The organism is Collimonas sp. OK307, assembly GCF_900113705.1.
GTDB lineage: Bacteria > Pseudomonadota > Gammaproteobacteria > Burkholderiales > Burkholderiaceae_D > Collimonas.
The window spans coordinates 57,083-82,276 of record NZ_FOQI01000006.1 but is presented as its reverse complement, the minus strand read 5'-3'; the positions used below and the strand labels follow the sequence as shown (position 1 = coordinate 82,276).

The 25,194-nt window shown below is 54.8% G+C and carries 26 protein-coding genes; 14 read left to right on the top strand and 12 right to left on the bottom strand.

Annotation, left to right across the window (positions count from 1 at the left end; all coding sequences use genetic code 11):
- The first annotated feature begins 83 nt into the window (after window positions 1–83).
- The gene (locus tag BM205_RS09980) at window positions 84–2,288 is read left to right on the top strand and encodes an OsmC domain/YcaO domain-containing protein (protein ID WP_092414352.1); all 2,205 of its coding nucleotides are present in this window, start codon (window positions 84–86) and stop codon (window positions 2,286–2,288) included.
- Between the two features lie 152 nt (window positions 2,289–2,440).
- Here the strand turns inward: BM205_RS09980 and BM205_RS09975 are convergent, their stop codons facing one another.
- The 9 genes from BM205_RS09975 to BM205_RS09935 form a co-directional block, all read right to left on the bottom strand.
- Window positions 2,441–2,935: an SgcJ/EcaC family oxidoreductase gene (locus tag BM205_RS09975; RefSeq protein WP_092414351.1), complete on the bottom strand. Its 495-nt coding sequence runs from the start codon at window positions 2,933–2,935 to the stop codon at window positions 2,441–2,443.
- 395 nt (window positions 2,936–3,330) lie between these two features.
- Window positions 3,331–4,509, bottom strand: a complete 1,179-nt coding sequence (locus BM205_RS09970) for a porin (protein WP_092414350.1) — start codon at window positions 4,507–4,509, stop codon at window positions 3,331–3,333.
- A 196-nt stretch (window positions 4,510–4,705) separates the two neighbouring features.
- Window positions 4,706–5,278, bottom strand: coding sequence for an RBBP9/YdeN family alpha/beta hydrolase (locus BM205_RS09965; protein ID WP_092414349.1), 573 nt, complete (start codon window positions 5,276–5,278; stop codon window positions 4,706–4,708).
- A gap of 197 nt (window positions 5,279–5,475) precedes the next feature.
- Complete coding sequence (locus BM205_RS09960; protein WP_092414348.1) at window positions 5,476–5,811, bottom strand: Rieske (2Fe-2S) protein; 336 nt, start codon at window positions 5,809–5,811, stop codon at window positions 5,476–5,478.
- On the bottom strand, window positions 5,808–6,461 hold the full coding sequence (locus BM205_RS09955) for a DsbA family oxidoreductase (RefSeq protein ID WP_175511228.1): 654 nt from the start codon (window positions 6,459–6,461) through the stop codon (window positions 5,808–5,810). The genes BM205_RS09960 and BM205_RS09955 overlap by 4 nt, the downstream gene beginning before the upstream one ends.
- Window positions 6,461–7,867 carry an MFS transporter gene (locus BM205_RS09950; RefSeq protein ID WP_092414346.1) on the bottom strand — a complete coding sequence of 469 codons (1,407 nt, stop codon included), beginning with the start codon at window positions 7,865–7,867 and terminating at the stop codon, window positions 6,461–6,463. The genes BM205_RS09955 and BM205_RS09950 overlap by 1 nt, the downstream gene beginning before the upstream one ends.
- 23 nt (window positions 7,868–7,890) lie before the next feature.
- Window positions 7,891–8,955, bottom strand: a complete 1,065-nt coding sequence (locus BM205_RS09945; protein ID WP_092414345.1) for a beta-keto acid cleavage family enzyme — start codon at window positions 8,953–8,955, stop codon at window positions 7,891–7,893.
- A 51-nt stretch (window positions 8,956–9,006) separates the two neighbouring features.
- Window positions 9,007–9,855, bottom strand: coding sequence for a TauD/TfdA dioxygenase family protein (locus tag BM205_RS09940; protein WP_092414344.1), 849 nt, complete (start codon window positions 9,853–9,855; stop codon window positions 9,007–9,009).
- A gap of 10 nt (window positions 9,856–9,865) precedes the next feature.
- Window positions 9,866–10,846, bottom strand: coding sequence for a quinone oxidoreductase family protein (locus BM205_RS09935; RefSeq protein WP_092414343.1), 981 nt, complete (start codon window positions 10,844–10,846; stop codon window positions 9,866–9,868).
- 212 nt (window positions 10,847–11,058) lie between these two features.
- On the opposite strand from BM205_RS09935, the gene BM205_RS09930 reads away from it, so the two are divergent.
- Both BM205_RS09930 and BM205_RS09925 read left to right on the top strand, forming a co-directional pair.
- On the top strand, window positions 11,059–12,081 hold the full coding sequence (locus tag BM205_RS09930) for an AraC family transcriptional regulator (RefSeq protein ID WP_092414342.1): 1,023 nt from the start codon (window positions 11,059–11,061) through the stop codon (window positions 12,079–12,081).
- Window positions 12,082–12,173: 92 nt separating this feature from the next.
- Entirely contained in the window at window positions 12,174–12,809 is a 636-nt protein-coding gene (locus BM205_RS09925; RefSeq protein WP_254783833.1) for a GlcG/HbpS family heme-binding protein, read from the top strand.
- A 41-nt stretch (window positions 12,810–12,850) separates the two neighbouring features.
- Here BM205_RS09925 and BM205_RS09920 read toward each other — a convergent pair whose 3' ends face one another.
- The 3 genes from BM205_RS09920 to BM205_RS09910 all read right to left on the bottom strand — a co-directional run bounded on the left by BM205_RS09920 (window position 12,851) and on the right by BM205_RS09910 (window position 14,410).
- Window positions 12,851–13,216 (bottom strand): MerR family transcriptional regulator, encoded by a 366-nt coding sequence (locus tag BM205_RS09920; RefSeq protein WP_092414341.1) that lies wholly within the window; start codon window positions 13,214–13,216, stop codon window positions 12,851–12,853.
- 197 nt (window positions 13,217–13,413) lie between these two features.
- Window positions 13,414–13,716 carry a hypothetical protein gene (locus BM205_RS24270; RefSeq protein WP_175511227.1) on the bottom strand — a complete coding sequence of 101 codons (303 nt, stop codon included), beginning with the start codon at window positions 13,714–13,716 and terminating at the stop codon, window positions 13,414–13,416.
- A 4-nt stretch (window positions 13,717–13,720) separates the two neighbouring features.
- A complete protein-coding gene (locus BM205_RS09910) occupies window positions 13,721–14,410 on the bottom strand; it encodes a GntR family transcriptional regulator (RefSeq protein ID WP_092414340.1) in 690 nt (229 codons plus the stop codon).
- 195 nt (window positions 14,411–14,605) lie between these two features.
- Between BM205_RS09910 and dctP the strand changes: the two genes are divergently transcribed.
- The 11 genes from dctP to BM205_RS09855 all read left to right on the top strand — a co-directional run bounded on the left by dctP (window position 14,606) and on the right by BM205_RS09855 (window position 25,177).
- The gene (gene dctP, locus BM205_RS09905) at window positions 14,606–15,625 is read left to right on the top strand and encodes a TRAP transporter substrate-binding protein DctP (protein ID WP_092414339.1); all 1,020 of its coding nucleotides are present in this window, start codon (window positions 14,606–14,608) and stop codon (window positions 15,623–15,625) included.
- The gene (locus BM205_RS09900; RefSeq protein WP_092414338.1) at window positions 15,622–16,212 is read left to right on the top strand and encodes a TRAP transporter small permease; all 591 of its coding nucleotides are present in this window, start codon (window positions 15,622–15,624) and stop codon (window positions 16,210–16,212) included. The genes dctP and BM205_RS09900 overlap by 4 nt, the downstream gene beginning before the upstream one ends.
- Window positions 16,209–17,558, top strand: a complete 1,350-nt coding sequence (locus BM205_RS09895) for a TRAP transporter large permease (protein ID WP_092414337.1) — start codon at window positions 16,209–16,211, stop codon at window positions 17,556–17,558. Before BM205_RS09900 ends, BM205_RS09895 begins: the two co-directional genes overlap by 4 nt.
- The gene (gene mdcA / locus BM205_RS09890; protein WP_092414336.1) at window positions 17,558–19,219 is read left to right on the top strand and encodes a malonate decarboxylase subunit alpha; all 1,662 of its coding nucleotides are present in this window, start codon (window positions 17,558–17,560) and stop codon (window positions 19,217–19,219) included. The genes BM205_RS09895 and mdcA overlap by 1 nt, the downstream gene beginning before the upstream one ends.
- Window positions 19,220–19,299: 80 nt before the next feature.
- Window positions 19,300–19,614, top strand: coding sequence for a malonate decarboxylase acyl carrier protein (gene mdcC, locus BM205_RS09885; RefSeq protein ID WP_092414335.1), 315 nt, complete (start codon window positions 19,300–19,302; stop codon window positions 19,612–19,614).
- Window positions 19,611–20,510, top strand: coding sequence for a biotin-independent malonate decarboxylase subunit beta (locus tag BM205_RS09880; protein WP_092414334.1), 900 nt, complete (start codon window positions 19,611–19,613; stop codon window positions 20,508–20,510). Before mdcC ends, BM205_RS09880 begins: the two co-directional genes overlap by 4 nt.
- Before the next feature lie 2 nt (window positions 20,511–20,512).
- On the top strand, window positions 20,513–21,223 hold the full coding sequence (locus BM205_RS09875) for a biotin-independent malonate decarboxylase subunit gamma (RefSeq protein ID WP_092414333.1): 711 nt from the start codon (window positions 20,513–20,515) through the stop codon (window positions 21,221–21,223).
- Window positions 21,207–21,887 (top strand): malonate decarboxylase holo-[acyl-carrier-protein] synthase, encoded by a 681-nt coding sequence (mdcG, locus tag BM205_RS09870; protein WP_092414332.1) that lies wholly within the window; start codon window positions 21,207–21,209, stop codon window positions 21,885–21,887. The genes BM205_RS09875 and mdcG overlap by 17 nt, the downstream gene beginning before the upstream one ends.
- Window positions 21,887–22,819, top strand: a complete 933-nt coding sequence (gene mdcB, locus BM205_RS09865; protein WP_092414331.1) for a triphosphoribosyl-dephospho-CoA synthase MdcB — start codon at window positions 21,887–21,889, stop codon at window positions 22,817–22,819. The genes mdcG and mdcB overlap by 1 nt, the downstream gene beginning before the upstream one ends.
- Before the next feature lie 100 nt (window positions 22,820–22,919).
- Entirely contained in the window at window positions 22,920–24,065 is a 1,146-nt protein-coding gene (locus tag BM205_RS09860; RefSeq protein ID WP_092414330.1) for an ABC transporter substrate-binding protein, read from the top strand.
- Window positions 24,066–24,250: 185 nt separating this feature from the next.
- Window positions 24,251–25,177 carry an ACP S-malonyltransferase gene (locus tag BM205_RS09855; RefSeq protein WP_092414329.1) on the top strand — a complete coding sequence of 309 codons (927 nt, stop codon included), beginning with the start codon at window positions 24,251–24,253 and terminating at the stop codon, window positions 25,175–25,177.
- Window positions 25,178–25,194 lie beyond the last annotated feature (17 nt).

The window sequence follows — 25,194 nt, the reverse complement described above, 5'->3', positions numbered from 1 at the left end:
GTGTTCGAGAAAAACATCGATAAATTGCACGGTACCTGCGTGGCGACGGATAATAGCGGCTACATCAATTTTAGAATTCCCCCATGGAAATTAAGGTCAACTTTCTCGATAAGCTACGTCTTGAAGCCAAGTTCGATGACTTCACGGTAGTGGCCGACCAGCCTATCCGCTATAAGGGCGATGGCTCGGCGCCTGGCCCCTTCGATTATTTTCTGGCCTCGTCAGCCTTGTGTGCAGCTTACTTTGTGAAGTTGTATTGCGTAACTCGCAATATTCCTACCGAAAATATCCGCCTGTCACAGAATAATATTGTCGATCCGGAAAACCGTTACCAGCAGATTTTCAAGATTCAGGTTGAGTTGCCGGCGGATATCTCTGCCAAAGACCGCCAGGGTATTTTGCGTTCGATCGAGCGTTGTACGGTGAAAAAAGTGGTGCAAGCCGGACCCGAGTTTGTCATTGAAGAGGTAGAGAACCTGGATGCCGATGCTCAGTCGTTGCTGACCTTGAAGCCGGCTTCTGACGTCAGCACCTATATTGCGGGCAAGGATCTGCCGTTGGAGCAAACCATCGCCAATATGTCGGGCGTTCTGGCGAACCTGGGCATCAAGATTGAAATCGCTTCGTGGCGCAATCTTGTGCCCAATGTATGGTCGCTGCATATCCGCGATGCGCACTCGCCGATGTGTTTTACCAATGGCAAGGGAGCAACCAAGGAAAGCGCGTTGGCGTCGGCGTTGGGCGAGTATATCGAGCGGCTGAATTGCAACCATTTCTATGCCGGCACGTTTTGGGGCGAAGACATCGCTAACGCGGAGTTTGTACATTACCCGAACGAGCGCTGGTTTAAGCCTGGCCGTAAAGATGCGCTGCCGGCCGAAATCCTGGATGAGTACAGCCTGCAAATTTACAATCCAGACGGCGAGTTACGTGGCTCGCATCTGGTCGACACCAACTCCGGCAATGTGCAGCGCGGTATCTGTTCGCTGCCGTTTGTGCGGCAGTCGGACGGCGAGGTGGTGTATTTTCCGTCTAACCTGGTCGAAAACCTCTACGTCAGCAATGGCATGAGTGCCGGTAATACGCTGGCCGAAGCACAGGTGCAATGCCTGTCGGAGATTTTCGAACGGGCGGTAAAACGCGAAATTCTGGAAGGTGAAATCACTTTGCCTGATGTGCCGCAGGAAGTGCTGGCGAAATACCCTGGCATTCTGGCCGGCATTCAGGGGTTGGAAGAGCAGGGCTTTCCGGTGCTGGTGAAGGATGCGTCGCTGGGAGGAGTGTACCCGGTGATGTGCGTCACCTTGATGAACCCGCGGACAGGCGGTGTGTTTGCCTCGTTCGGCGCGCACCCAAGCCTGGAGGTGGCGCTGGAGCGTAGTCTGACGGAGTTGCTGCAGGGTCGCAGTTTTGAAGGACTGAACGAATTACCCCGGCCCACCTTTACAAGTGAAGCCGTGACTGAGCCAAATAACTTTGTCGAACACTTCATCGATTCCAGCGGGATCGTGTCATGGCGCTTTTTCAGTGCAAAAGCGGATTTCGATTTTGTTGAATGGGATTTTTCAGGCCGGGGTGAAAACTCCAATGCCGAAGAAGCCGCGACCTTGTTCGGTATTCTCAAAGACATGGGCAAAGAGGTGTACACGGCGGCGTATGACAATTTAGGCGCCATAGCCTGCCGGATTCTGGTGCCGGGTTATTCGGAAATTTACCCGATAGAAGATTTGATCTGGGATAACACCAACAAGGCGCTGTTGTTCCGCGCCGATATTTTGAATCTGCATGGCCTGGACGATGCCAGCCTGGAAACGCTGCTTGACCGTTTGGATAGCAATGAGCTCGATGAACATTCTGATATCGCCACATTGATCGGTATCGAATTTGACGAGAATACGGACTGGGGGCAACTGACAGTTCTCGAGTTGAAACTGCTGATTCATCTCGCCTTACAGCAATTTGAGGAGGCGCAAGATCTGGTGGGCGCCTTCCTGCAGTACAACGACAACACGGTCGAACGCGGCTTGTTTTATCAAGCCTTGAATGTGGTGTTAGAAGTGCTGCTGGATGACGACCTGGAACTGGACGATTACGTGGTCAATTTCCGCCGGATGTTTGGCAACGCTCGGATGGACGCGGTAATGGGCTCAGTGGACGGCAGTGTGCGCTTCTTCGGGTTAACCCCAACGAGTATGAAACTGGAGGGTCTCGACAGGCACCAGCGCCTGATCGACAGCTACAAAAAATTGCATAAGGCCCGGGCTAATGTGGTGGCTACAGCCAGTTAGGGCTACGAGTCATTGCGGGATGGGCTGATGCCGTTCATCCCCCAGTGTTCGACACCAGGGCAACCGTCTGTGGCTGTCGAAATGCACCGATTGAATTCAACAGAAAATCTCGAACCTGCAGGCTGAACTGAAGGGTTTTGCCCTTTGGCGCTTCAGCTCTTCTCTGGCATTGCGGAAGAGTGGTGAGTTGTGATCAACCACTGCTTTCCGTCCCATTTGTAGGTGTATGTGTAGCGAGCCTTGACTTGCGCACCCGTAGCGCCAAAGGTGAACGTATAGAGTCCGGCGTCAATCGCAGTATTACAGCCGATCTCGATTGTTCTCCAGTCGATCTTCCCCATCGGCTTGCTTTTAAGGAAGTACTGGAAGTAGTCCTCCTTCTCAGCCGGGGTCAGTCGCGGTTTGTTCGACACGGTGGCGAGAAGGACAGAGTGCTCGGCGTAATTGGCGACAACTTTGTGCGGGTCGCCGGTTTGCAGCGAGCGATTCCATCGGTCAAACAAGGCTGAGATTTCTTGTTCGCTGGTTGCCTTGCAGATTTCCGTGTGTGCGGACTGTGTTGACGCGGATCCTGACTCCGATGGCGCCGGGGCGCAGCCTGCGAGAACAACGGCAAGTGCTGCTGACAGGGTAGAGATGTTCCTCATTTGCGATCCTCTAATGGTGATCGAAAAACGGTAGGGCATAACCGCAATCGTTATGCATACACTTTTGGGCGCTCTTTTCGAAGAGGAGCCGGACATCGCCCATAAATGGCAACCCCCGTGGCAACCCCGCCAATTGCCAAACAAGCATTCTTAATATAGGACGTGATCAACGAATTGCCAAGCAACGGGGGCGATATTGGCTGTTAATGCCAATGTTGCGGGAGGTAATCTTTCGCTCGAATTGGCTTGAAGCCTGTTTATTTTTGAATAAATGCCTGCGATGGTCTGCAGGCATCGCTTGGGGCCATCTCGGTAAATCAACAATAGCCACCATTCATCACATGGAATCGGTGGCAATGGTTTCAATAGCGTCAATAGCTTCTGACGTTAAGAACTTAAAATCTATGGTTGATGCCTGCCATCCACGCATGCGTAGTCACTCCTGCCGTTACCGGTTGCGCATAGACGGGAGACTGATTCATATTGCTGCCGTGGTTATTGACGTTAGCTGCTTCCAGGTACAACTTGGTGCTCTTCGACAGCGCGTAATCGGCACCGACCACATACATGACGGATTTATTGGCACTGTTATTGTTGTCTTTGATGCTGTACACGCCGGAGGTCAGATTGAGCAGTGGAGAAATGCGATACCCTAATCCATAGTTAATCATGTTAAGACTACCTGTCGTCGCAGCACCGCCAAATTTGGCCGGATTCGTTCCGGCGCCTGGAAACGTGGGATTTTCCGCCTTCCAATATCCTATGCTTAACGATAACGCGTCAAAGGTGTACATCGCACCGATCTGCATCAGGCGATTGGTGGTGTGCCCCTGGGGGTTCAGCGAGGCAACGATGCCATTGTCATTTCCGGTGTAATAAATAGCGTCCAGTTTCAAATGAGGATCATCGTAAGCCAGGGTCCCAACGATTTGTCTTCCCGCGGAGGTATTTCCCGCAACTTCACCAAATGCGTACTCAAAACTGGCAGTGATCCCCGATATTTTTGGAGAAACATAGACGATGGCATTGTCATTGTAGATGGTGGCAATGGGGGCATTCGAATTGCTGCCGGCAAAAGCTCCTGTTGCGCTATTTAAGCCGATCAATCCGGTTAAGCTACTGCCAAAATAAGCGCCGCCACGAACATCTGTTGCGGCAAATGCGTAAAACACAGGTGCGATCACACGACCTGCCTTGATCGAACCAAAATCGCCGGAAATGCCTACATTGGCCTCCTGATTGAACAGGGAAAGTCCACCCGAAGAATTGGGGCCGCCGCCAGCACCTGTCTGTGTAGAAAAATTGCCGCGCAAATTGAAGTTAGCCTTCATTCCGTTACCGATATCCTCGGAACCACGGATACCCCAAAAACTCAGCCCCATCCCGCCATCTTTGACACCGACAACTGCACCGCCATTAGTTGAATTGGGCAGATAACCTAAGGCAGGATTGGAATTGTTCGATATCGACAGTATCCCGGAATCGGCCATGCCATAGATGGTGACCGAAGATTGCGCAGATGCTGCGCAGGTAAATAAAGACATTACCGCAATGCTTGTTAACTTCAATTTCATTTTTGTCCCCGATATATTTTTAGAATGATGAAGCAAACTACTTTTTTGAAAACTCAGACAGAATCATCACGATTCTCAGCAAATCAAGTTTTTTGAGGTTTATCGCTTTGTACTTTTTCTCCTGAGGCAGAAATTTTGTTTTTTGATCTTTAAGATGAATCGGCTATTGAGTATGAAACGCAGAAATTCCCGGCTCTCAACACTCATCGATGAGTCGTTGAATCAGCGCATCCGCTTCCGGCCAATCTCCATATCCTGAAGCCGGATTCAAATGTCCGACCTTGCCCAGGTTGACGATTTGACTTCCCCACTCGTTGGCTAATGCGCTGACAGCTGCGATATCACCCAATGGATCATTCTCGCTGACGGTGACGATGGAACGAAACGGAAGCGGTGCGCGCGGCACTGGCAGCCATCCGTTTTCTCCGAACTCATCGATAGTCGGATATCCCGCTGGAAGTGGTTTTTCAAAATCCGGCGGGACAGCCAGCAAAGCACCCAGAATTTTTTCAGTTGAATGTCTTTGCGCCCAGTGAGCGAACATGATGGTTCCGCCGCTATGGGCAACGACGATGATCGGGCCGTCGATTGCATTGATTGTTTTCTCAATCGCCGCGATCCTTGCCGCAAGATCCAATTTATTTGTTTCCAGAGGGGGAACCGATCTGAATGCCGACAATCGTGCTTCAAGTAAAGTCTGCCAATGTTCCGGCACGTGATCCCTCAGTCCCGGAACAATTAAAATTGTGGTGTCTTTTTGATCTAACATATCGATTTTCCAAATATTACGAACGAAGCGGTGCCTGGCATTCACGCAGATTGCGTCAGCCTTAATTCAAGCGTTTAGTGAAAATTCAGCCTCTCGGCTGCATGCTCGGCATGGATAAAACGAAACGGGTTAACCATGTCGTTTCAGTGACCATCAAAAGAACCGGTTTAACGCCAACGATCATCAGTTCTTTCAATTCATGCCGGCTTCTCTGCATTCTTTATTTCCGGGAAATCGAAAACGATTTCTCCATCAACCAATTTGCTTGCATAAGTGCGGACGGCCATGCCCGCGCCATATTTCATGCAACCGCTTCGAATATCGAAACTCAGACCATGTGCAGGGCACTTCAGCATGTAACCATCCAGCGTGCCGCGAAACAACGACGCCCCTGAGTGCGGGCAGCTATCATCAATTGCATAGATATCCCCGTCGACATTGAAAATCGCAATATCTCTTCCATCAATGCGGGCAAACATTCTTTGGCCGGTGGATATATCCGTTCTGCCAGGCATGTGCGGTGTGACTGTCATTGCGTTTCGCTTTCCAATAGATTTTGCATGACAGCGAAGAGTTGCTCGGGAGGTTGTGCCCCGCTCATTTCGATCTTTTGATTGAAGACATAATGCGGAACACCGCTGACCTGTGACAGGTCCCCATCCATCAAGACATTCGATTCCGGGCGTTCCAGCCACTCATCAAACATTTCTCGTCCAATCCCGGCCGCTTGTGCGATTTCGTAAAGCAGTTCATCGCTGCCAATATCTTCACCAAGGAAGAAATATCCGCTAAACAAACGATCCAACATTTGTTCGATTTTTTCTCCACCCGAAAACGTCGACATGTAGGTAAGCAATGCATGTGCTTTTGCCGTATTCGGAAATGTCTTCATACGATCAAACCTGATATGCAAACCTACCTTAGCCGCTGCCTCATTGACTTGTTGTTGACGCAAAGACACAGCTTGCGGACTACCCAATCGTCGTTCATAGAAAGTCTGAAATGGCAGTCCATTCTTTGGCACGTCTGGCAGCAGCTGCATGCCATGCCATTTCACAGTCACGTCGACCGACGGATATTGTTCCGATATTTTACTGATCGCCTGCTCCAGACTGATTTTACCGATCAGGCACCAGGGACAGATCAGATCAAAACTGACGTCAATGTGTAAATTGTTTTTCATTAGCATGTCGCAATATTTTTTTCTGCAGCCAGCGATGCGACTTTGTTCAGATCGTTTTCGTAATACTGCTTGCCAATCATGAACACCAGAGTTGACGCTATGCTGACTAAAGGAATCAACTGCAATGTCGCTTGCAGGCCAAATCTGTCTGCCAGCATTCCGGTCACAATCGGACCAGGCGCAAAGCCAAGTAAATTATTTGCCAAAGTCAATGTCGCGAATGCGGTGCCGTGTATGGCAGGACTAGTCAGATTGGCGACCATGGCGCCAGCCGGGCCAGCCGATCCGGCGGCAAAAAACATTCCAAAAGCAATAAAAATGAGTTGCGTAGAACCTACAGGCAATTGAAATGCAAACATCAACAAGGCGCCGCTGATAATACAAAAACCAATGACCAGTTTCACTTTCCGCACCGGCGAATTGCGTCCCAGGCGATCACACACTATGCCGCACAAAACCATGCCTAAACTGGCGCTTATCAAAAACGCTGCGGCCAGAATGCCCGCCTTATCAGGTTTCATTTGGTAAGACCGGTTCAGGTAGCTCGGCATCCAGCCGACCAGGGCACTGATAATGAACAGTTGCAGCCCACTCCCGACATAAGCGCACATCACGGACTTCGTCGAGAACAAACCCATGAGGGGTGCAGGTTGATCTTTGTGTGTTTTAGAATCGGACAGGAATCTGGCCGTATTCGGGCGATCCAAAGCAGCCATGTTCTTTTTGAGGATCAATGGAAATAGAATAGCCAGTATCAGTCCGAACAAGGCGATGCATCCAAACGCCCAGCGCCATCCAATGTGCGTCGCCAGCACGCCCCCAAAGCCTACGCCAAGAACTGAACCTATCAACCCGCCAGCCATGAATGCGGCCGTCAGCGTGGAACGCAAGTTGGCAGGAAAGACGGATAACACCAGTGCCACCCCGACGCTTCCATAAGCAGCTTCGCCGACGCCGACAAAAAAGCGTGCCAGGAACATCTGGTGATACGATTGCGACAAACCGCAGGCAAGCGTCGCCAGACTCCACAGTACAGCCATGAGTACCAGGCTTTTAACGCGCCCCCAGCGATCAGCGAGCAAAGAAAGCGGGAATGTCAGCAGCCCGACCATCAGTGCGACGATGCCGCCTAAAGTACCCAACTGGGAATCGGATAGACTCCATTCGATTTTGATCAATGGAAATACTGCATTGAGCACCTGACGCGACATGTAGTCAGAGATCAGCAATCCAAAGGTCAGTGCAAAAACCAGCCAGGCGTAACGCCGTGTGACATTGACGACAGGACTTGCGTCCGCGCCGGATGATGTGTAGTTATAAGCCAAGATTGTCTCCAGTGTAGATCGCTTTATTTTTGCGATTCTATGTTTGCAAACTCGGGCAGATATTTCTGCTCCGGTTTGCATTTATCACGATGTATGGCTGTTATTTATTGTGGTTGCGCGTCCCGCAGCGGAAAACCTCGCTGGCCTTTCACGCGGTTAGGCGCCATACCGAGTTTTGCCAGAGTCTCGTCTGCGTTCTTGTACTGAACACCAATGTTGTAAATTTCCCGAGCTTCCTTACCCGTTGCCACTTCACGACCCAGTTCGCGGGCAATGCGCACGCACTGTTCGATCTGCTGTACAGACGTCATGCGCTTTCCATGCTGATCCATGATGCAATCTTCGATACCGCAGCGTGGATGGAAACCCATCGCCATCGCGATCATATTGAAGGGTACTACGTAGCGCATCAGAGATTCAGCGGTCAAACATGCGCCATCGGGAAGGCGATTAACGAATTGCATGAAATTGTTAGGATTTGGGCCATCAAAACCGCCGCCGATGCCAATCCATGTCACATTTAAGGGACCAGTGTAGATGCCTCGGCGAACCAGTCTTTCCAACGTTTCCAGCGCATGCATTCCAGTTAATTGAAAATGCGGCTGGATGCCGGCTGCCTGCAAGCGGCGCAAGTGTTCCTCTACCCAGCCTGGTCCGGAAGGTACGATCATTTCGCGGTAAGCCTCGTAATAGCCAGGTTCCATTAATGAAGTCCCTGCCAGTTCTTCCCGGATCATTAACTCTGTAATATTCATCTGCGTCGTATTGATCGCTACAGTCACCTGGTCTGGTTTCGGCGAAAGCTCAGCGAGCATATGACGGGCATCATCTGACAGCCATTTGGCAGCTTCGCCATCGCTCTCAGGCGCGAATGAAATCGAACCGCCGACCTGAATGATCATGTCTGGCACTGCTGCCTTGACACCTGCGATCAATTCATTGAACTTCGACAGGCGCTTGGAGCCTTTGCCGTCGAGTTCACGTACATGCAAATGCAATACTGTTGCGCCAGCGTTATAGCAATCGACCGCTTTTTGAATTTGTTCTTCCATGGTGACCGGAATATCTTCCGGAAAATCGCGTGGCTCCCATTCCGGACCATACGGTGCGACTGTGATGACTACCTTGTGTTGATTTTCCGGAAATAATGAATCGTCGAGAAACTGCATGGTGTACTCCTTGAAATATTCTGTTTTATTTAAAAAAATTCACTCTGAATTTCAAAATGGCACGTCGCCGACAATGCCTGCGCGCTCCATCTTTCTATGGCACGGCGGATAGTCCATGACCGCGTAATGCTGCGTGCTGCGGTTATCCCAGATAGCAACGCTGTTTTTCTGCCAGCGCCAGCGCACCTGGTATTCGGGAATGTTGGCCTGACTGATCAGATAATTTAACAAGTGGCTGGAACCAGGCGCACAATCCTGCCCGAAGCGAACATTGGCTGGTGTATGAAAATTAGTGAAGTGCGTAGTAAATGCATTCACAAACAGAATTTTTTCGCCGGTATCGGGATGTATCCTGACTACAGGATGTTCTGCATCGGGATATTGTGCTTTCAATGCCAGTCGTTTTTCGATAGGCATGGCGGCGCCAAAACTGGCTTCAAGGCTGTGACGTGCACGCAATGGCGCAATTTTGTTCTTGATGTCTTCAGGCAGATTTTCGTATGCGAGAACCATATTTGCCCAAATCGTGTCACCGCCGACATCCGGTGTCTCCACGCAGCGCAATACGCAGCCGAATGGCGGTGCCTCTCTCCATGTAGCATCGGTATGCCAGGCATTTTCATAGCGTGCATTCGGCTGATCAGGTGTCTTGTAAATTTGCACCAGGCCTGGATGTTCTGGATCGCTACCGACTACCGGGTGCTCCTCCAGGTCGCCGAAGCGACGCGCAAAGGCCACGTGTTCGGCCCGGCTAATGTCCTGATTGCGCAAAAACAGTACTTTATGCTTGACCAGTTGTGCTCTGATTTCGGCAAACAGCGCATCATCGTGTACCGCATCAGCAAGATTGACGCCAATCACCTCTGCACCTATGCTGCAAGTCAATTGCTCAATACGCATGATCGTCTCCTCAGATAATAAAGATGGAGGAACCCGTGGTGCTGCGCGACTCCAGATCGTGATGGGCCGCCGCCGCGTCTTCCAGACTGTAGCGCTGATTAATCTGAATATTGATTTTACCGCCGGCGACATGCGTAAATAGCTCGTTTGCCAGCGCAGCCTTTTCAACCGGATCGGCGATGTAATCGGCTAGCGCCGGGCGAGTCATATAGATAGACCCCTTCATGGCCAGCAGAACCGGGTCAAATGGCGGAATGGAACCAGAAGCCGTCCCGACGCAGACCAGCAAGCCGCGACGTTTGAGCGAGTTCAGCGAAGGCATGAAAGTATCTTTACCCACACCGTCAATCACGACATCGACACCGCGTCCATCTGTCAACTCGCGGGTGCGCTTGGCGACATCTTCATGGCTGTAATTAATGACTTCGTCGCATCCATTCGCTAATGCGAGTGCCGCCTTGGCATCGGAGGATACGGTGCCGATCACCCTCAGTCCGAGAACTTTTGCCCACTGGGAGACGATCAAACCGACGCCGCCGGCTGCTGCATGCAACAAAATGCTGTCCCCTGGCTGATATGCATGGATACGGCGCATCAGATAGGCGGAAGTCAGGCCGCGCATGGTCATTGCGGCGGCGGTCTCGAAAGCGATCGTTTCCGGTATCTTGATGAGTAAGGCTGGATCGATCAGACGCTCGGTGCTGTAAGCACCCAATGCAGTATGGAAACCAGTATAGGTAACACGGTCACCGATCGAAAAATCAGTTACCCCGCTCCCCACGGCTTGCACCACCCCCGAGGCTTCGACTCCCATCCCCGACGGCAAGGGCACAGGGTAGGTGCCATTACGAAAATAGGTATCGGCGAAGTTCAGTCCGACGGCAACATGCCGCAGCCTTATCTGTCCCGGACCAGGGTCCCCGACTTCCACATTTTCATAGCGCAGAACTTCTGGCCCACCGGTTTCGTAAAAACGGACGCATTTAGACATTCTCTATCTCCAGTTTTCTGATTTATTTTTTCGCGAGTTGTTCGCATGAAGAAAAATATACTGGAGGCATAGCTTGTTTGCTTCGCATTGGGCGGCATAAACTTTTCATTTCATGACAAACGTTGCATAATAAAAGCGAAAAATACGCATTTCATGACAAAAATAAATCGCTGAGCAAATCACGCTATAGCCGGTTAAAGGAGGAGATTCCTATGAGTATGCTTGTGAGGGCAGCGGCGCTTACCAATTATTTTGAAGTCGCGCATAGCCTTGGGTTGAATCCTCAAAGTCTGTTGCAAAAGGTCGGTCTGAGTAAGAGTTTGCTGGCGGATCCCGATCAGAAAATTCCTGTCGGCGCTGTAATTCAGTTGCTGGAAGATTCTGCGGATCGGACAAACTGCCCGACTTTTGGTCTCTTGATGGCAGAATCACGGCACCTATCCGATTTCGGTGTGATGAGCTTGCTAATCGCGCATCAAGAAACGCTCAAAGATGTGTTGTCGACGCTCATGCAATACAAACATCTTCTGAATGAATCACTGGCTATTCACGTTGAGGCCGCAGATCAGAAAGTGATCATCAAAGAAGAAATCGTGGCTGATAAAAAATTGTCATCGCGACAAGCCATCGAACTGGCTCTGGGCGTGCTATTCCGCACGATTAATGCATTGATCGGCGAACGCTGGTTGCCGCTCAGTGTGAACTTTACCCACCAGGCGCCACCGCAATTAAATATTTATCGCCGGATATTCGGTGTACATATTGAGTTTGGCAGCGAATTCAACGGTATCGTTTGCCACGCTTCCGACCTGAATTCGCCGAACCTGCGCGCAGATTCAAAAATGGCGAAGTATGCGCAAAATTATGTCGATACCATGCGACGGGAAACAGAGCACTCTCTAGCATCCGATGTCGAAAAAGCGATCTATCTTTCTTTGCCTGCCGGACATGCAACCATAGAGCAAATCTCGCAAAGTATGGGATTGAATGTCAGGTCCATGCAGCGCCAGTTGTCGGAATCGGGGGAGGTTTTCTCGAATCTGGTCAATAATGCGCGGCGTGACCTGGCCGTGCGCTATATGGAAAATCCCAATTTTTCTCTGGGGCGCGTGGCGGCGCTCCTGGGTTACTCTATGCCAAGCTCGTTTACGAGATGGTTTAAAGCCGAGTTCGGAGAAGCGCCGGCGACCTGGCGGAAAACCCACGTAAAACAGCACATTAACAATCCCGCCTGATCCAATTGCACCAAAGCGCCGTGCAAAGGAAAAAAAGCCCACGCTGCTTTGCGCGCTGCATCATTTTGAGGTGAAAACTGAACAAATGACCCTTGCGCGCCACTCTGCGCCGCACTAGAGTTGAAAACAACCAGCCCAGCGTGCGCAATGCTCCGGCACAGTATCATGCGGGCGGCTTCCGCCAATCCATGGGAGAAGATGCGATGCAAAGCCTCATCCAGATCGCGTGCGCAGCCTGCCTGGTCGTGGCAGCCGCCGCGACGGCGCAAGCCCCCGCCTCACAACCCTCGGCGGGCGGGACGCCCGACAAGATGCCATTCGACATTCCCTATGGCGCCACGATTGGTCTGGACACCGCGAAGAGGCTGCTCACGATTGCGGAAAACGAAGCGAAGAAACACGACTGGAAAATGAATATTGCGGTCGTCGACACGCATGGCGAACTCCTCGCATTCGAACGGATGGATGGCGCGCAACTGGCGTCGATTGCGATATCGCAGAACAAGGCACGCACCTCTGCGAGATTTCGTCGCGAGACACGGCTCTTCTACAATCAGTTCGAAACCGGGCATGGATACGTGCAAACGCTGGATGCAGGGTTGGTGGCATCGCCGGGAGGGTTTCCGCTCCTAGAAGGCGGAAAGCTTGTCGGTGCGATCGGCTGTAGTGGCGGCACCGGCGATCAGGACGCTACTGTGTGTAAAGCTGCCGCCGATACGGTCAAGTAATGCGGCGGCACAGTTCGCAGCATGAAACCCTGGTGCTTTATCTACCCGGCTTCAGGCGTGCTCAGTAGCGGACACTTCAATGCCACCCGTCCCAGCAACTCTCGCTTGAGGTCAGCCAGTTCGGCAATCTTCTGATCGATGATCGCCACTTTCTCCATCAGCAATGCGGCAACCGCTTCGTCGGGCGCTGGCGTGTCCAGCAAGTCAGGCAAGCTAGCACCGATCTCATTCAAACTGAACCCCAGTTTTTGGGCGGTCCGGATGTATCCGAGTATCTCGACGGTTTCGGGGTGATAGATCCGATAACCGTTGCTGCCGCGCGCGGAGCGTATCAATCCGCGCTCCTCGTAGAAACGCAATGTATCGCGGCTAAGGCCGCTGGCCGAAGCTAAACTGCCGATGCGCATTTTTTCTCCCGGTTTTGCTTGACCTTGGAGTGTACCCGAGGCTTTACCCTGATTGCTCATTCATTCTTTTGAGGGGAGGGTAGAAAATGATCGATCAAACGCAATATCGCCGCATCGTCCGCGCCAGTGCCTGGTACGACCTGGTGGCCACCATCGGCTTTGCCACACCCTGGACCTTTGCCGCGGTGCACGCGAGTTTATTGTGGCTGGTGCAGAGGTGGCAACTGGCCGGCGGATTTCCAGCATTCGAGCCGGTCCACATGCTGATGGCAAACTTGCTGGGATCTGTTGTCACGGTGTGGGCTGTATTGCGTATCCGCGATCCGCAGCAGCAATTCGGCCGCTACGATGCGGCGGCGCGATTCCTTTTTGCGGCATGGCAAATCTATGCTGTCGCCCATGGAGCCAGCGTGATTATTCTCGGCTTCACGCTGATGGAAGTCGTCTTCGGCGTCTTGCAGTGCTTGCCAGTGCGTAGCGGCCAGGCCCGGCCGCTGCAAGAAGCTAGCTATATTTATACAGCGGCTCCGGCTTCACAGTCAGTTGCTGCAGCGAGGCGATCAGGTCCGCAAAGCGTTGCCCCTGAACCGTCACGTGCTGGCGCAGCAAGTCGGCCGTCAGCTCGCTGTCGCCGGCGATGATGGCTTGCACTACGCCGTCATGCTCCTGGTACGAGACGTTCAAACGATCGCGCACCCGCAGCTGCAGCCGTCGATATGGCCGCAACCTGCGCTGCAGCGATTGCGCCTGGGCCACCAGGAAGGCGTTGTGGCTGCCTTCGTAGATGGCGCCATGGAAGGCTTCGTTCTTATAGAAGTAGGTGTCGGGATCGTGGGCGTCGCGCGCTTCCATGCAGGCCTGGTGCGCCGCCAGCAGGCTGGCGTGTTCTTCGCCGGACATCCTGCGCGCCGCCAGGCGTCCGCACATGGCTTCCAGCTCCGCCATCACCTCAAACATTTCCACCAGCTGGCGTGGACCGATTTCGGCAACTACGGTGCCGCGTCGCGGGCGAGTTACTACGATGCCCATCGAAGCCAGCTGGATCAAGGCCTCCCGCACAGGCGTGCGAGAAACGCCGAACTTGATAGCCAGGTCGGTTTCATCGAGATGCTGGCCCGGGCGAAACTCACCAACTGCAATCATTTCTTCGATGGTTTCGCGTAGCGATTCCGAGCGATTTTTTGTTGTGAGCATAATTTGGCCGTTTCTGGGATTATGTGTACCGAGATTTGATTGTAAAGCGTATTTATTCGTTGACATGAAAATGTTTTATGGAATATCGTGTATACAAGGAAACGAAAGAAGAATACATAGCATCTATCTTCAGCAATAATGGCGTGAAAAGTAGCTAAAACTGTATCGATAATTTTCCAACAGAGGAGTGGGGATATGTCTTTAATCAGCAGAAGAGCGGTGCTGGGCGCGCTGGCGAGCACACCGTTCTGGTCGATGTCGTCAGTCTGGGCGCAGTCGAGCGCCTTGAAAATTTCCCACCAATTTCCCGGGGGCACCATCAGTGAAGGCGACTTCCGTGATCGCCTGACCCGCGTGTTCGCCGCTGAAGTCAGCAAGCGCACCAACGGTAGCCTGAAATTCGAAATCTATCCCGGCTCTTCATTGATGAAGACCAACTCCCAATTCTCTGCAATGCGCAAAGGCGCCCTGGATTTTTCCCTGGTGCCGCTTAACTACGCCGGCGGCGAAGTGCCGGAAGTGAACATCGGCCTGATGCCTGGCCTGGTGACTTCGTACGAGCAAGGCGCGGCCTGGAAGAATGCGGAAGTCGGCAAGGAACTGTCGCGCATCCTGCTCGAAAAAGGCGTCATCATCGTCAGCTGGATCTGGCAGGCCGGCGGTGTGGCGTCGCGCACCAAGCCGATTGTCGATCCTTCCGATGCCAAGGGGCTGAAGGTGCGCGGCGGTTCGCGTGAAATGGACTTGATCCTGAAAGAAGCCGGCGCCGCGGTAGTGACGCTGCCGTCCAACGAAATCTATGCGGCGATGCAGACCGGGGCGATGGATGCCGCCATGACGTCATCTACCTCGCTGATTTCGTTCCGCCTGGAAGAAGTGTCCAAGAGCCTGACCACCGGCCGCGATAAAGCCTATTGGTATATGTTGGAACCTTTGATGATTTCCAAGGCTACCTTCGATCGCCTCACCAAGGAACAGCAGGTAGCGGTGATGGCCGTTGGCGCCGAGATGGAGAAGTTTGCCATTGACGCTGCGCGGCTCGACGATTCCGGCGTAGCTGCGGTCTATCAAAAAGCCGGCGCCAAGGTGGTCGACCTGAACGCGGCGACGGTCAAGAAGTGGCAGGACATCGCACGTACCACAGCGTGGAAGGATTACGCTGCGAGAAACGACAACTGCGCAAAATTGCTGAAGCTGGCTGAGAAACTCCTATGAGCCACGGCTTCGACACGAAGCCGACTGCCGGACCCGTCTTGCCTGCCATGCCGGATAATCCGGTAGTGGCGGTCTTGGCCGGAGTCCTCGAACGCTTCAATAAACTGGCGCTGTATCTCTCCATGGCAGCGCTGATGTTGACAGCGCTGATCATGACTTATTCAGTGGTCGCGCGCTATTTCTTTCATGTTCCTACCGACTGGCAGGACGACGCCACGGTATTCATGCTGGTTGGCGTGATCTTCCTGTGTGCCGGTTACGCCCAGTCGTATCGCGGCCACATCGGCATCGAAGCGTTGTCTTCGATACTGCCGGCCGGAGTGAACGCGGTGCGTTTACTGCTGGTTGATGTGATCTCTTTCCTGTTCTGTGGGTTCTTTTCATGGAAATCATGGACGTTGTTCCATGAAGCATGGTCGGAAGGCCAGACCACCTCATCCACTTTTGCACCGCCATTGTGGATTCCCTATTCGCTGATGGCGCTCGGCATGACAGTACTGACCTTGCAGATACTGGTGCAAGTATTGACACGCCTGACCGACCGCAGCACGTCTGCCAATTCTAAAACTGTCTCGGGAGAGCAATGAGTCCGCTTGCCTTAGGTGCCTTGTATGGCATTGTCACGATTGTCGTGATGTGTTCCGGCATGCCGATTGCGTTTGCGCTCGGTGTCGTCGCAACCGGTTTCATGTATTTCTTCATGCCTGCGTCCTCGCTTGATACGGTTACACAGAACGTGTACGAAGAAATCGCCTCGGTTACCTTGCTGTCGATTCCACTATTCATCTTGAAGGGGGCGGCCATCGGCAAATCGCCGGCCGGGCGCGATCTGTATTCGGCGATCCATGCCTGGCTGAACCGGGTGCCGGGCGGTCTCGGCATCGCCAACGTCTTTGCCTGTGCCTTGTTCGCGGCGATGGCCGGATCTTCGCCTGCAACCTGCTCGGCGATCGGTTCTGCCGGCATTCCGGAAATGCGGCGACGCGGTTACTCACCGGGCTTTGCTGCCGGCATCATCGCTGCCGGCGGTACGCTCGGTATTCTGTTGCCGCCTTCAATCACCATGATCTTGTATGCGGTGGCGTCGGAACAATCGCTGGGCCGGCTGTTCCTGGCCGGCGTCGGTCCTGGCGTGCTGCTGGTGATCCTGTTTGCCGGTTATGCCGTGTACCGGGCGCGCAAGGAGTACCGGATTGCCCATGCCGTCTACAGCCAGGGCGGCGTCAAGTCGGCCTATCTGGACGATGAGCATTTCACCCTTGCGCAAAAAGTTGAAATGCTGCCGCGCGTGCTGCCTTTCCTGATTTTGCTGATCGGCGTGATGATTGCCTTGTACGGCGGTTTTGCCACGCCATCCGAGACCGCCGGTCTCGGCGCATTGCTGGCGATCGTGCTGATAGCAGTGGTGTATCGCATGTGGCGGCCGCGCGACCTGATGCCGTTCCTGAATTCGACCATCAAGGAATCCTGCATGCTGCTGCTGATTATCGGCATGTCCTTGCTGTATTCCTATGTCATGAGTTACCTGCATATCAGCCAGTCGGCGGCGCAATGGGTGGTTGCCCTGCATCTGTCGAAGTGGCTGCTGCTGGCGGTAATCTTGCTGATGGTGATCGTGCTCGGCTTTTTCCTGCCGCCGGTATCGATCATCCTGATGACCGCGCCGATCATCTTGCCGCCGCTGCGCGAAGCAGGGTTCGACCTGATCTGGTTCGGCGTGGTGATGACGGTGGTGATGGAAATGGGCTTGATCCATCCGCCGGTAGGTTTGAACCTGTTTGTCATCAAGAACATTGCGCCCGATATTCCGTTATCGGATGTGATCAAAGGCACGTTGCCGTTCTTGCTGCTGATGTTCCTGGCGATCATCCTGCTTTGCCTGTTCCCGGGCATTGTCACCGGATTGCCTGATATGTTGATGGGAGTAAGGTAATGGACGGGCGGCGCTGGGATTTACGTAATACCAATCGCGAACAGCGCCTGCAGCGCGCCGCCAACGTCCTTGGCAGTGCCTGCAAAGGCAAACTGGTAGACACCGGACGGATTGCGGACTTGCTATACAGCGTGCTGGAATCCGGCGACCGGGTTTGCCTGGAAGGGAATAACCAGAAACAGGCCGATTTCCTGGCCAAAGCCCTGGCCAGGCTCGATTCCAGCCGTATCAGCGGCCTGCACATGCTGCTGTCGGTGCTGGCTTTGCCTGAACACCTGGATGTGTTTGAAAACGGTGTCGCCGATCGCCTGGATTTTTCCTTTTCAGGACCGCAGGCGGTGCGCCTCGCCAGGCTAGTAGCGGCCGGCAAATTGAATATCGGCGCGATTCATACCTATCTGGAATTGTTCGGCCGCTACTTTGTCGACCTGACGCCGCGCGTGGCCCTGGTCGCAGCGCAGGCGGCGGACCGCCACGGCAATCTCTACACCGGGCCGAATACCGAAGACACACCGGCGATTGTCGAAGCCACTGCCTTCAGTGGCGGCATCGTGATCGCCCAGGTTAACGAGATAGTCGATGTGCTGCCGCGCGTGGATATCCCGGCGGACTGGGTCAATTTCGTGGTGGAAGCGCCGACCCCGCACTACATCGAACCATTGTTTACCCGCGATCCGGCGCAGATATCCGAGATCCAGGTATTGATGGCGATGATGGCGATCAAGGGTATCTATGCCGAATACCAGGTGCAGCGCCTGAATCACGGTATCGGTTTTGATACTGCCGCGATCGAGCTGATTTTGCCGACTTATGCCGCATCGCTGGGCTTGAAAGGCAAGATCTGCAAGCACTGGGCGCTTAATCCGCATCCGGCGCTGATTCCGGCCATCGAGGCCGGTTTCGTCGAGTCTATCCATTCCTTCGGTTCAGAACTCGGCATGGAAGAATACATCCGGGCCCGTCCGGATGTTTTTTTTGTCGGTCACGACGGTTCGATGCGCAGCAACCGCGCTTTCAGCCAGATGGCTGGCCACTATGCTTGCGACATGTTCATCGGTTCGACCCTGCAAATCGATTTGCAAGGCAATTCATCGACTGCGACCGCCGGTCGCATCGCCGGTTTCGGCGGTGCGCCGAATATGGGCGCCGATGCGCGCGGCCGGCGTCATGCCAGCCCGGCCTGGCTGAAAGCCGGACGCCAGGCGCGTGAAGGCAAGAACCTGATTCCACGTGGACAAAAACTGGTGGTGCAAATCGTCGAGACCTTCCGCGAGCACATGCAGCCGGCATTCGTCGAACGGCTGGACGCCTGGGAGCTGGCTGAGCAAGCCGATATGGCGATTCCACCGGTGATGATTTATGGCGATGACGTGAGCCACATCCTGACCGAAGAAGGACTGGCCAATTTGCTGTTATGCCGCAGCGACGAAGAACGCGAGCAGGCAGTGCGCGGCGTTGCCGGCTACACCCCGGTCGGGCTGGGGCGCGACAAGCGCATGGTCGAAAACCTGCGTGATCGGGGAATCATCCAGCGGCCTGAGGATCTCGGCATAGATAAACGGCTGGCGACGCGCGACTTGTTGGCGGCAAAAAGCATGAAGGATCTGGTGCGCGCCTCGGGCGGTTTGTACAATCCGCCGAGACGCTTCAGGAACTGGTAAAGATGGCAGCAGTATTGAGCTGACGTAATGAGCTGAGGCAAGACTTGAGTTGGTGTAAAGCATTGCTGTATGGAGGTCTCGTGGAAACTTTGAATTTTCGTTTTGAGCATGGTAAGCACCGGCTTCCGCCCACTGCCCAGCTGTCCGGCGTGGTCAGTTCGGGCAACCTGGAAGTGCTGGTGGAATCGGTTGCGCTGAACGGCGCCTGCACGATTGAAATCAGGACTGCTGCGCGCGGATTCGGTGCTATCTGGGAAGCTGTGCTGGGCGATTTCCAGGACCGCTGGCAACTGGCCGACGCCCGTATCGCGATCAATGACATGGGAGCCACCCCGGCGGTGGTCAGCTTGCGCCTGGATCAGGCGTTGCAGGCAATGACCGGGAAAACACCATGAGCAGCTACCTGGAAGCGAACGCGCGCGAACGCTTGTTTGCGGTGCTGGATGTCGACAGTTTTTATGAGTTCCTGCCACCCGCGCTAAGAACCGTCAGCCCGCATCTGGGGCAGCTGGATGCGCCGGTATCGTTTGACGATGGCGTGGCGGTCGGCCAGGGGCGGCTGCATGGCGAGTGCGTATTCGTGGCGGCGCAAGAGGGCGGGTTCATGGGCGGCGCGGTGGGCGAGGTGCACGGCGCCAAGCTTACCGGTTTGTTGCAGCGCGCTCTGCGTGACCGTCCGTATGCCGTGTTGCTGTTGCTGGAGACCGGCGGCGTGCGTTTGCATGAAGCCAATGCCGGCCTGATTGCCGTGTCCGAAGTCATGCGTGCCTTGCTTGAGGTGCGCGCTGCCGGCATTCCGGTGATTGTGCTGGTCGGCGGTTCCAACGGTTGTTTCGGCGGCATGGGCATCGTCGCCCGCTGCGCCAATGCGATCGTGATGTCGGAAGAAGGGCGGCTGGCGATGTCGGGGCCCGAGGTGATAGAGACTGCCAACGGCGTCGAAGAATTCGATTCACGCGACCGTGCCCTGGTGTGGCGCACCAGCGGCGGCAAGCATCGCTATTTGCTGGGTGATTGCCAGATGCTGGTGGCCGACAGCAGCGCCGCGTTTCGACAAGCAGCTTTCGATATTGCGCAAGAATCCCATGCCAAAGCCGGCAACATTCCGTTGACACTGGAGGCGCTGGAAGCAGAACAGCAATTTTTACAGAATCGCATCGATCGCTTTGGCGCTGCAGCCGATCCGCTTGAAATCTGGAGCTTGATCGGCGTGATCGACGCCGCGCAGCTGCCGATGCTGGAAGCAGACGCTTTCGTTACCGCCACTGCCGAATTGCGGCTGGGAGCTTGAGCATGGACTGGAAAACCCTTGCAGCGACGCTGTTCCCCGATGGCCATACCGTGGTTGAGAAAGATGATTTCCTGAGCGGCACGGCAGAGGTCGATGGCAACACCGTGACGGTGATCGGCACTACCGGCCACGCTGCGATCGGCGTTGAAATCGCTTTGTTGCAGGCGCAGGCGATCCTGGCGACCGTGCGTCAGCATCCGCAGCGATCGATCGTGATCCTGGTCGATACCCAAGGCCAGCGCCTGCGGCATCGGGATGAAATGCTGGGTATTAACAGTTATATGGCGCAGCTGGCAAAGTGCATCGACCTGGCGCGGCGGCAACAGCACAAGATCGTCGGACTGGTCTACGACCAGGCATTGTCAGGTGGCTTCATCACCAGCGGGCTGATGGCCGATGCCTGTTATGCCTTGCCGGACGCCACCATCCGGGTCATGGGTTTGCCCGCCATGGCAAGGATTACCAAGGTGCCGGAAGCCAGGCTGACGGAACTGGCCAAGGGCAATCCTGTGTTTGCACCCGGCGCCGTCAATTATCTGCGTATGGGCGGTATCGAAGCGATCTGGGATGGCGATCTGGCCGGGCAACTGGTAACCGCTCTGCGCGAGGCTAGCCCGCAAGACCAACGCAGCGCAGCGGGCCTGCAACGCGGTGGCCGCAGCCACGCCTGGCAGGTAACCCAGGCTGTGATGGATTATGCTGGCCCGCCATAGCCTGGTCTGGCTGAGCGCCGACGGCTGGCAACGCACAGCGCAAACGATGGCGGCGGTGGCAGCCGAGGTGAATTATCAAGCCGTGCTGCAACGCTGGCAGCGCCATGACTGGCCGGTGGTTTTGCGCCGCCGTGAAGCGGACACGCCGGAAGACCAGTTATGCCTTGGGTTGGCGCTGCCACCTGATAGCAACGGCAACAAGACCAGAATCCCGTTCAAGGCGCAGCTTGCCGACGTGCAGAGGATTACAGATCCGCTGGCATTGCGCGCTGCCCTGAAGCATGCGCCACCCGCCTGGAGCGGCGCGCTGCATGCCTTTGCCGGCGATTGCCGGGATGGCGGCATAGCGATGCGAATATACGGTTCGTGGGCCTGGCAAATCCTGACCCGGCAAAACTATGTAAGACCGGGTTCGGATATCGATCTGCTGTTCGCGCCCGGCAGCGCCGAAGAATTGACCCGCGGCCTCGGCTTGCTGGCACAACATGCGGCCCGGTTGCCGCTGGATGGCGAGATCGTCTTTGCGGAGGGGCAGGCTGTGGCCTGGAAGGAATGCTGGCAGGCGCTGCAGGCGGACAACCAGCAACGCGTACTGGTCAAGACCGGGGACATGGTCAAGTTGACACCGCTGGCAGCACTGATGTCTACCCTGGAAGGTGCGTGATGTTGACTAATCGCCGTGCCGATACGCGAGCGCAGCCGTCGCTGCCGCAGTCGCCGCAGTTGCGCCGCGACGGCTTGGCGCAACAGCAGAATTTGCGCCAGCAGCGGGCATATTGCCTGACGGTTGGCCAGTTGGCCTTGCGTAGCCTGTACCGTGAATTACAACTTTATCCAAAGCCCGGCCTGGTGTCGCCAGTGGACAGCGGCAGTCACGCCGACATGGATGCTGTCACTTTCATGCGCAGCTTGTTTGCGCTACGCCACTATTTCATACGGATTACGCAGGCAGGCATGGCAGGCAAGGAGTTTGCCGTGTTGAAGCAACTGGGTATGGATGCCGAGCAAACCATGTTGCGAGCCACTGCCGGCATCAATACCCATAGAGGGGCGATTTTTTGTCTTGGCATGCTCTGCGCAACGGCGGGTTATTGTCATGCCCGCTGCATGCCGCTGTCGGCTGCCGCGATTCGCGCCAGCTTGCTGATTCAGTGGGGCGACGGTTTGAGCCGCCATATGCAGGATCGGGCGGTAACTTCGCACGGCACGCTGGTGGCGCAAAAATATGCGGTGAGTGGCGCCAGCGAGGAGGCTGCACTTGGCTTCCCGTCCTTGTTTGAGCTGGCCTTGCCGCGTTTTCTGCAAACGCTGGGAACCGGGCGCGGCTACGATGCCGCCGCTATCGATACCTTGTTCACCTTGATGGCAACGATCAACGACACCAATCTCTACCATCGGGGCGGGCTGGCCGGCGCCGATAAGGTGAAAACCAGCGCCCGTCAATTTCTGGATGCAGGCGGCTGCGCAACAGAAGATTGGCGCGAACGCGCAATTAGTTGCCATAATACATTTATTCGGGATAAGCTGTCGCCCGGTGGCGCCGCCGACTTATTGGCCGCCACCTATTTCATGCATGGACTTAGCTACTTGCGGTGATCGGGACCGTTTGCCGATTGCTCGTGTAGCTACCGTCGCGACCGAATACTTGATGCGTCGACCAATTAATTGATTAATCCTAATCCTCTCTGGAGCAGAAATGAAGAAGTTGTCTTTGGCAGTCGGCAGCAGTTTGCTGAGCTTGTTTGGCTTACTTGCAATTGGTAGCGCTAACGCAGAACCGGGTATTACCTCCAACACCATCGTGATCGGCCAGTCGGCCGGTTTTACCGGCACCGCGGCAGAGGAAGTAAAACAGGCAACCGCCGGCGCGCAATTGTATTTCGACATCGTCAACAAGCAAGGCGGCGTGTTCGGCCGCAAGATCGTGCTGGAGTCGCTCGACGATGGTTTTGAGCCTAAGCGCACTGTTGAAAATACCCGTAAGCTGCTGAATGAAAAGAATGCGTTTGCATTGTTCCTGTATCGCGGCACGCCGACCACCGAATCCATCATGGGCGCCATCAATGAGGCCAAAGTGCCTTTGATCGCTCCGGTTAGCGGCGCTACGTCGCTACATGAACCTATGCAGCACTATCTGTTTAATGTGCGCTCCAAATATCGGGACGAAATCGGCAACGCCATCGATCAGTTATCCGGCATGGGATTGCAGCGTTATGCGGTGCTGGTGTCCAACGATTCATTTGGCAACGACGCGCTGGAAGGTTTGAAACAGGCGATCAAGAAGCATAAGTTGCCGGAGCCGGTTATCGCCAATTACGAGCGCAACACGGTGGCGGTGGAAGGTGCAGTGAAGAAGATTTTCGATGCCAAGCCACAAGCAGTACTGTTGATTTGCACCGCCAAGCCATGTGCCGCGTTTATCAAACTGTACCGCGAGGCTGGCGGCTCGCAGCAACTGATTGCGTTGTCGAATGTCAGTTCGCAGGTGTTTTTGCAAGGTTTGGGTAAAGATGCGCGTGGCCTCGGCATGACGCAAGTATTCCCGAATCCAAGAAGTTCGAGCACGCAGATATCCAAGGAATTCATGACTGCGCTCAAGACACGCACCGAATTGTCTGACTCCTATCCCACTTTGGAAGGCTTCATTTCCGCCAAGGTATTGGTAGAAGGTTTGCGCCGCGCCGGCAACAAGCCGACCCGTGAAAGCCTGGTCAGCGGCCTGGAAGGCATGGGCGGTTACGATATCGGCGGCATGACGCTTAAATATGGCCCGAACAGCCGCGACGGCCTGAATTTCATCGAGTTGACAGTGATAGGCAAGGATGGCTACGTACTGCGTTAAATTGACGGTCTATGCGACGAGCAGCACGAACTAACCGGGGTCAGAGTCAAGTTTCGCGATAAAGCCTGCGAAAGTTGACTCTGACCCCACATCACTATGTCGTCGATTTGTGGGAGAGGGGACATGCCGATGCTGATGAATAGATTTCAAACAGGCTCTAAGCCACACCACATGGCGGATCGGACATGACTCCGCGCCTGGCAATCCTGTGCCCTGGGCAGGGTGGGCAGCATGCTGCGATGTTCGATCTGCCGCGCTCCGATCCGGCCACCGCGGAATTGCTGCAACAATGGCTGCCAGACACCGTGCTGGGGCAGCCGCTGCAGCAAATACTGGCTGACGATACCTTGTTATTTTCAAACCGGGTGGCGCAGCCGCTGATTGTGGCGGCTGCAGCTGCGGTCTGGTCTGCTTTGCAGCCGTTGTTGCCACCGCCGGCGCTGGTAGCCGGTTATAGCGTCGGCGAGATCGCTGCCTACCATGTCGCCGGCGCCATTTCTGCGCCGCAAGCGATGCAGCTGGCGATGTCGCGTGCAGTATTGATGGATGCGTGCCTGCAGCCGGCATCGCCTCAAATCCTGTTCGCGGTTAGCGGCATTACTGTCAGCAGGTTAGCGCCTTTGCTGGCGCCATACCGTTTATATGTGGCGATTGAGACCGAAGCCGATAGCTGCATCGCGGGCGGTCTTGCACAGGACCTGCATACGGCAACCGGCGAGATTGAACGCCTGGATGGGAGGATTCGAGTACTGCCGGTAACGGTGGCTTCCCATACTCCGCTGATGGCTGACGCAGTCCAGCCATTTGCGCAGCAGCTACGCCAGCAGCTTTTGATAGATCCGCCGGTGCCTGTGCTCTCGGGCCTGAGCGGGCAAGTGCTGACAAAAAAAGAGCAAGCGATAACGGCGTTGTCACAGCAATTGGCACAAACCATACGCTGGAGCGATTGCATGGATGCCTGTGCCGAGCAAGGCATCACAGTCGCGCTGGAGCTGGGGCCGGGCGCGGCGTTGTCGCGGATGCTGCAGGCGCGTCATCCGCATATCGCCTGCCGTTCGGTGAGCGAGTTCCGGTCACTGCAGGGTGTGCGCAGCTGGCTGCAACGCTTGTGAAACTGGTGAATTGCGTC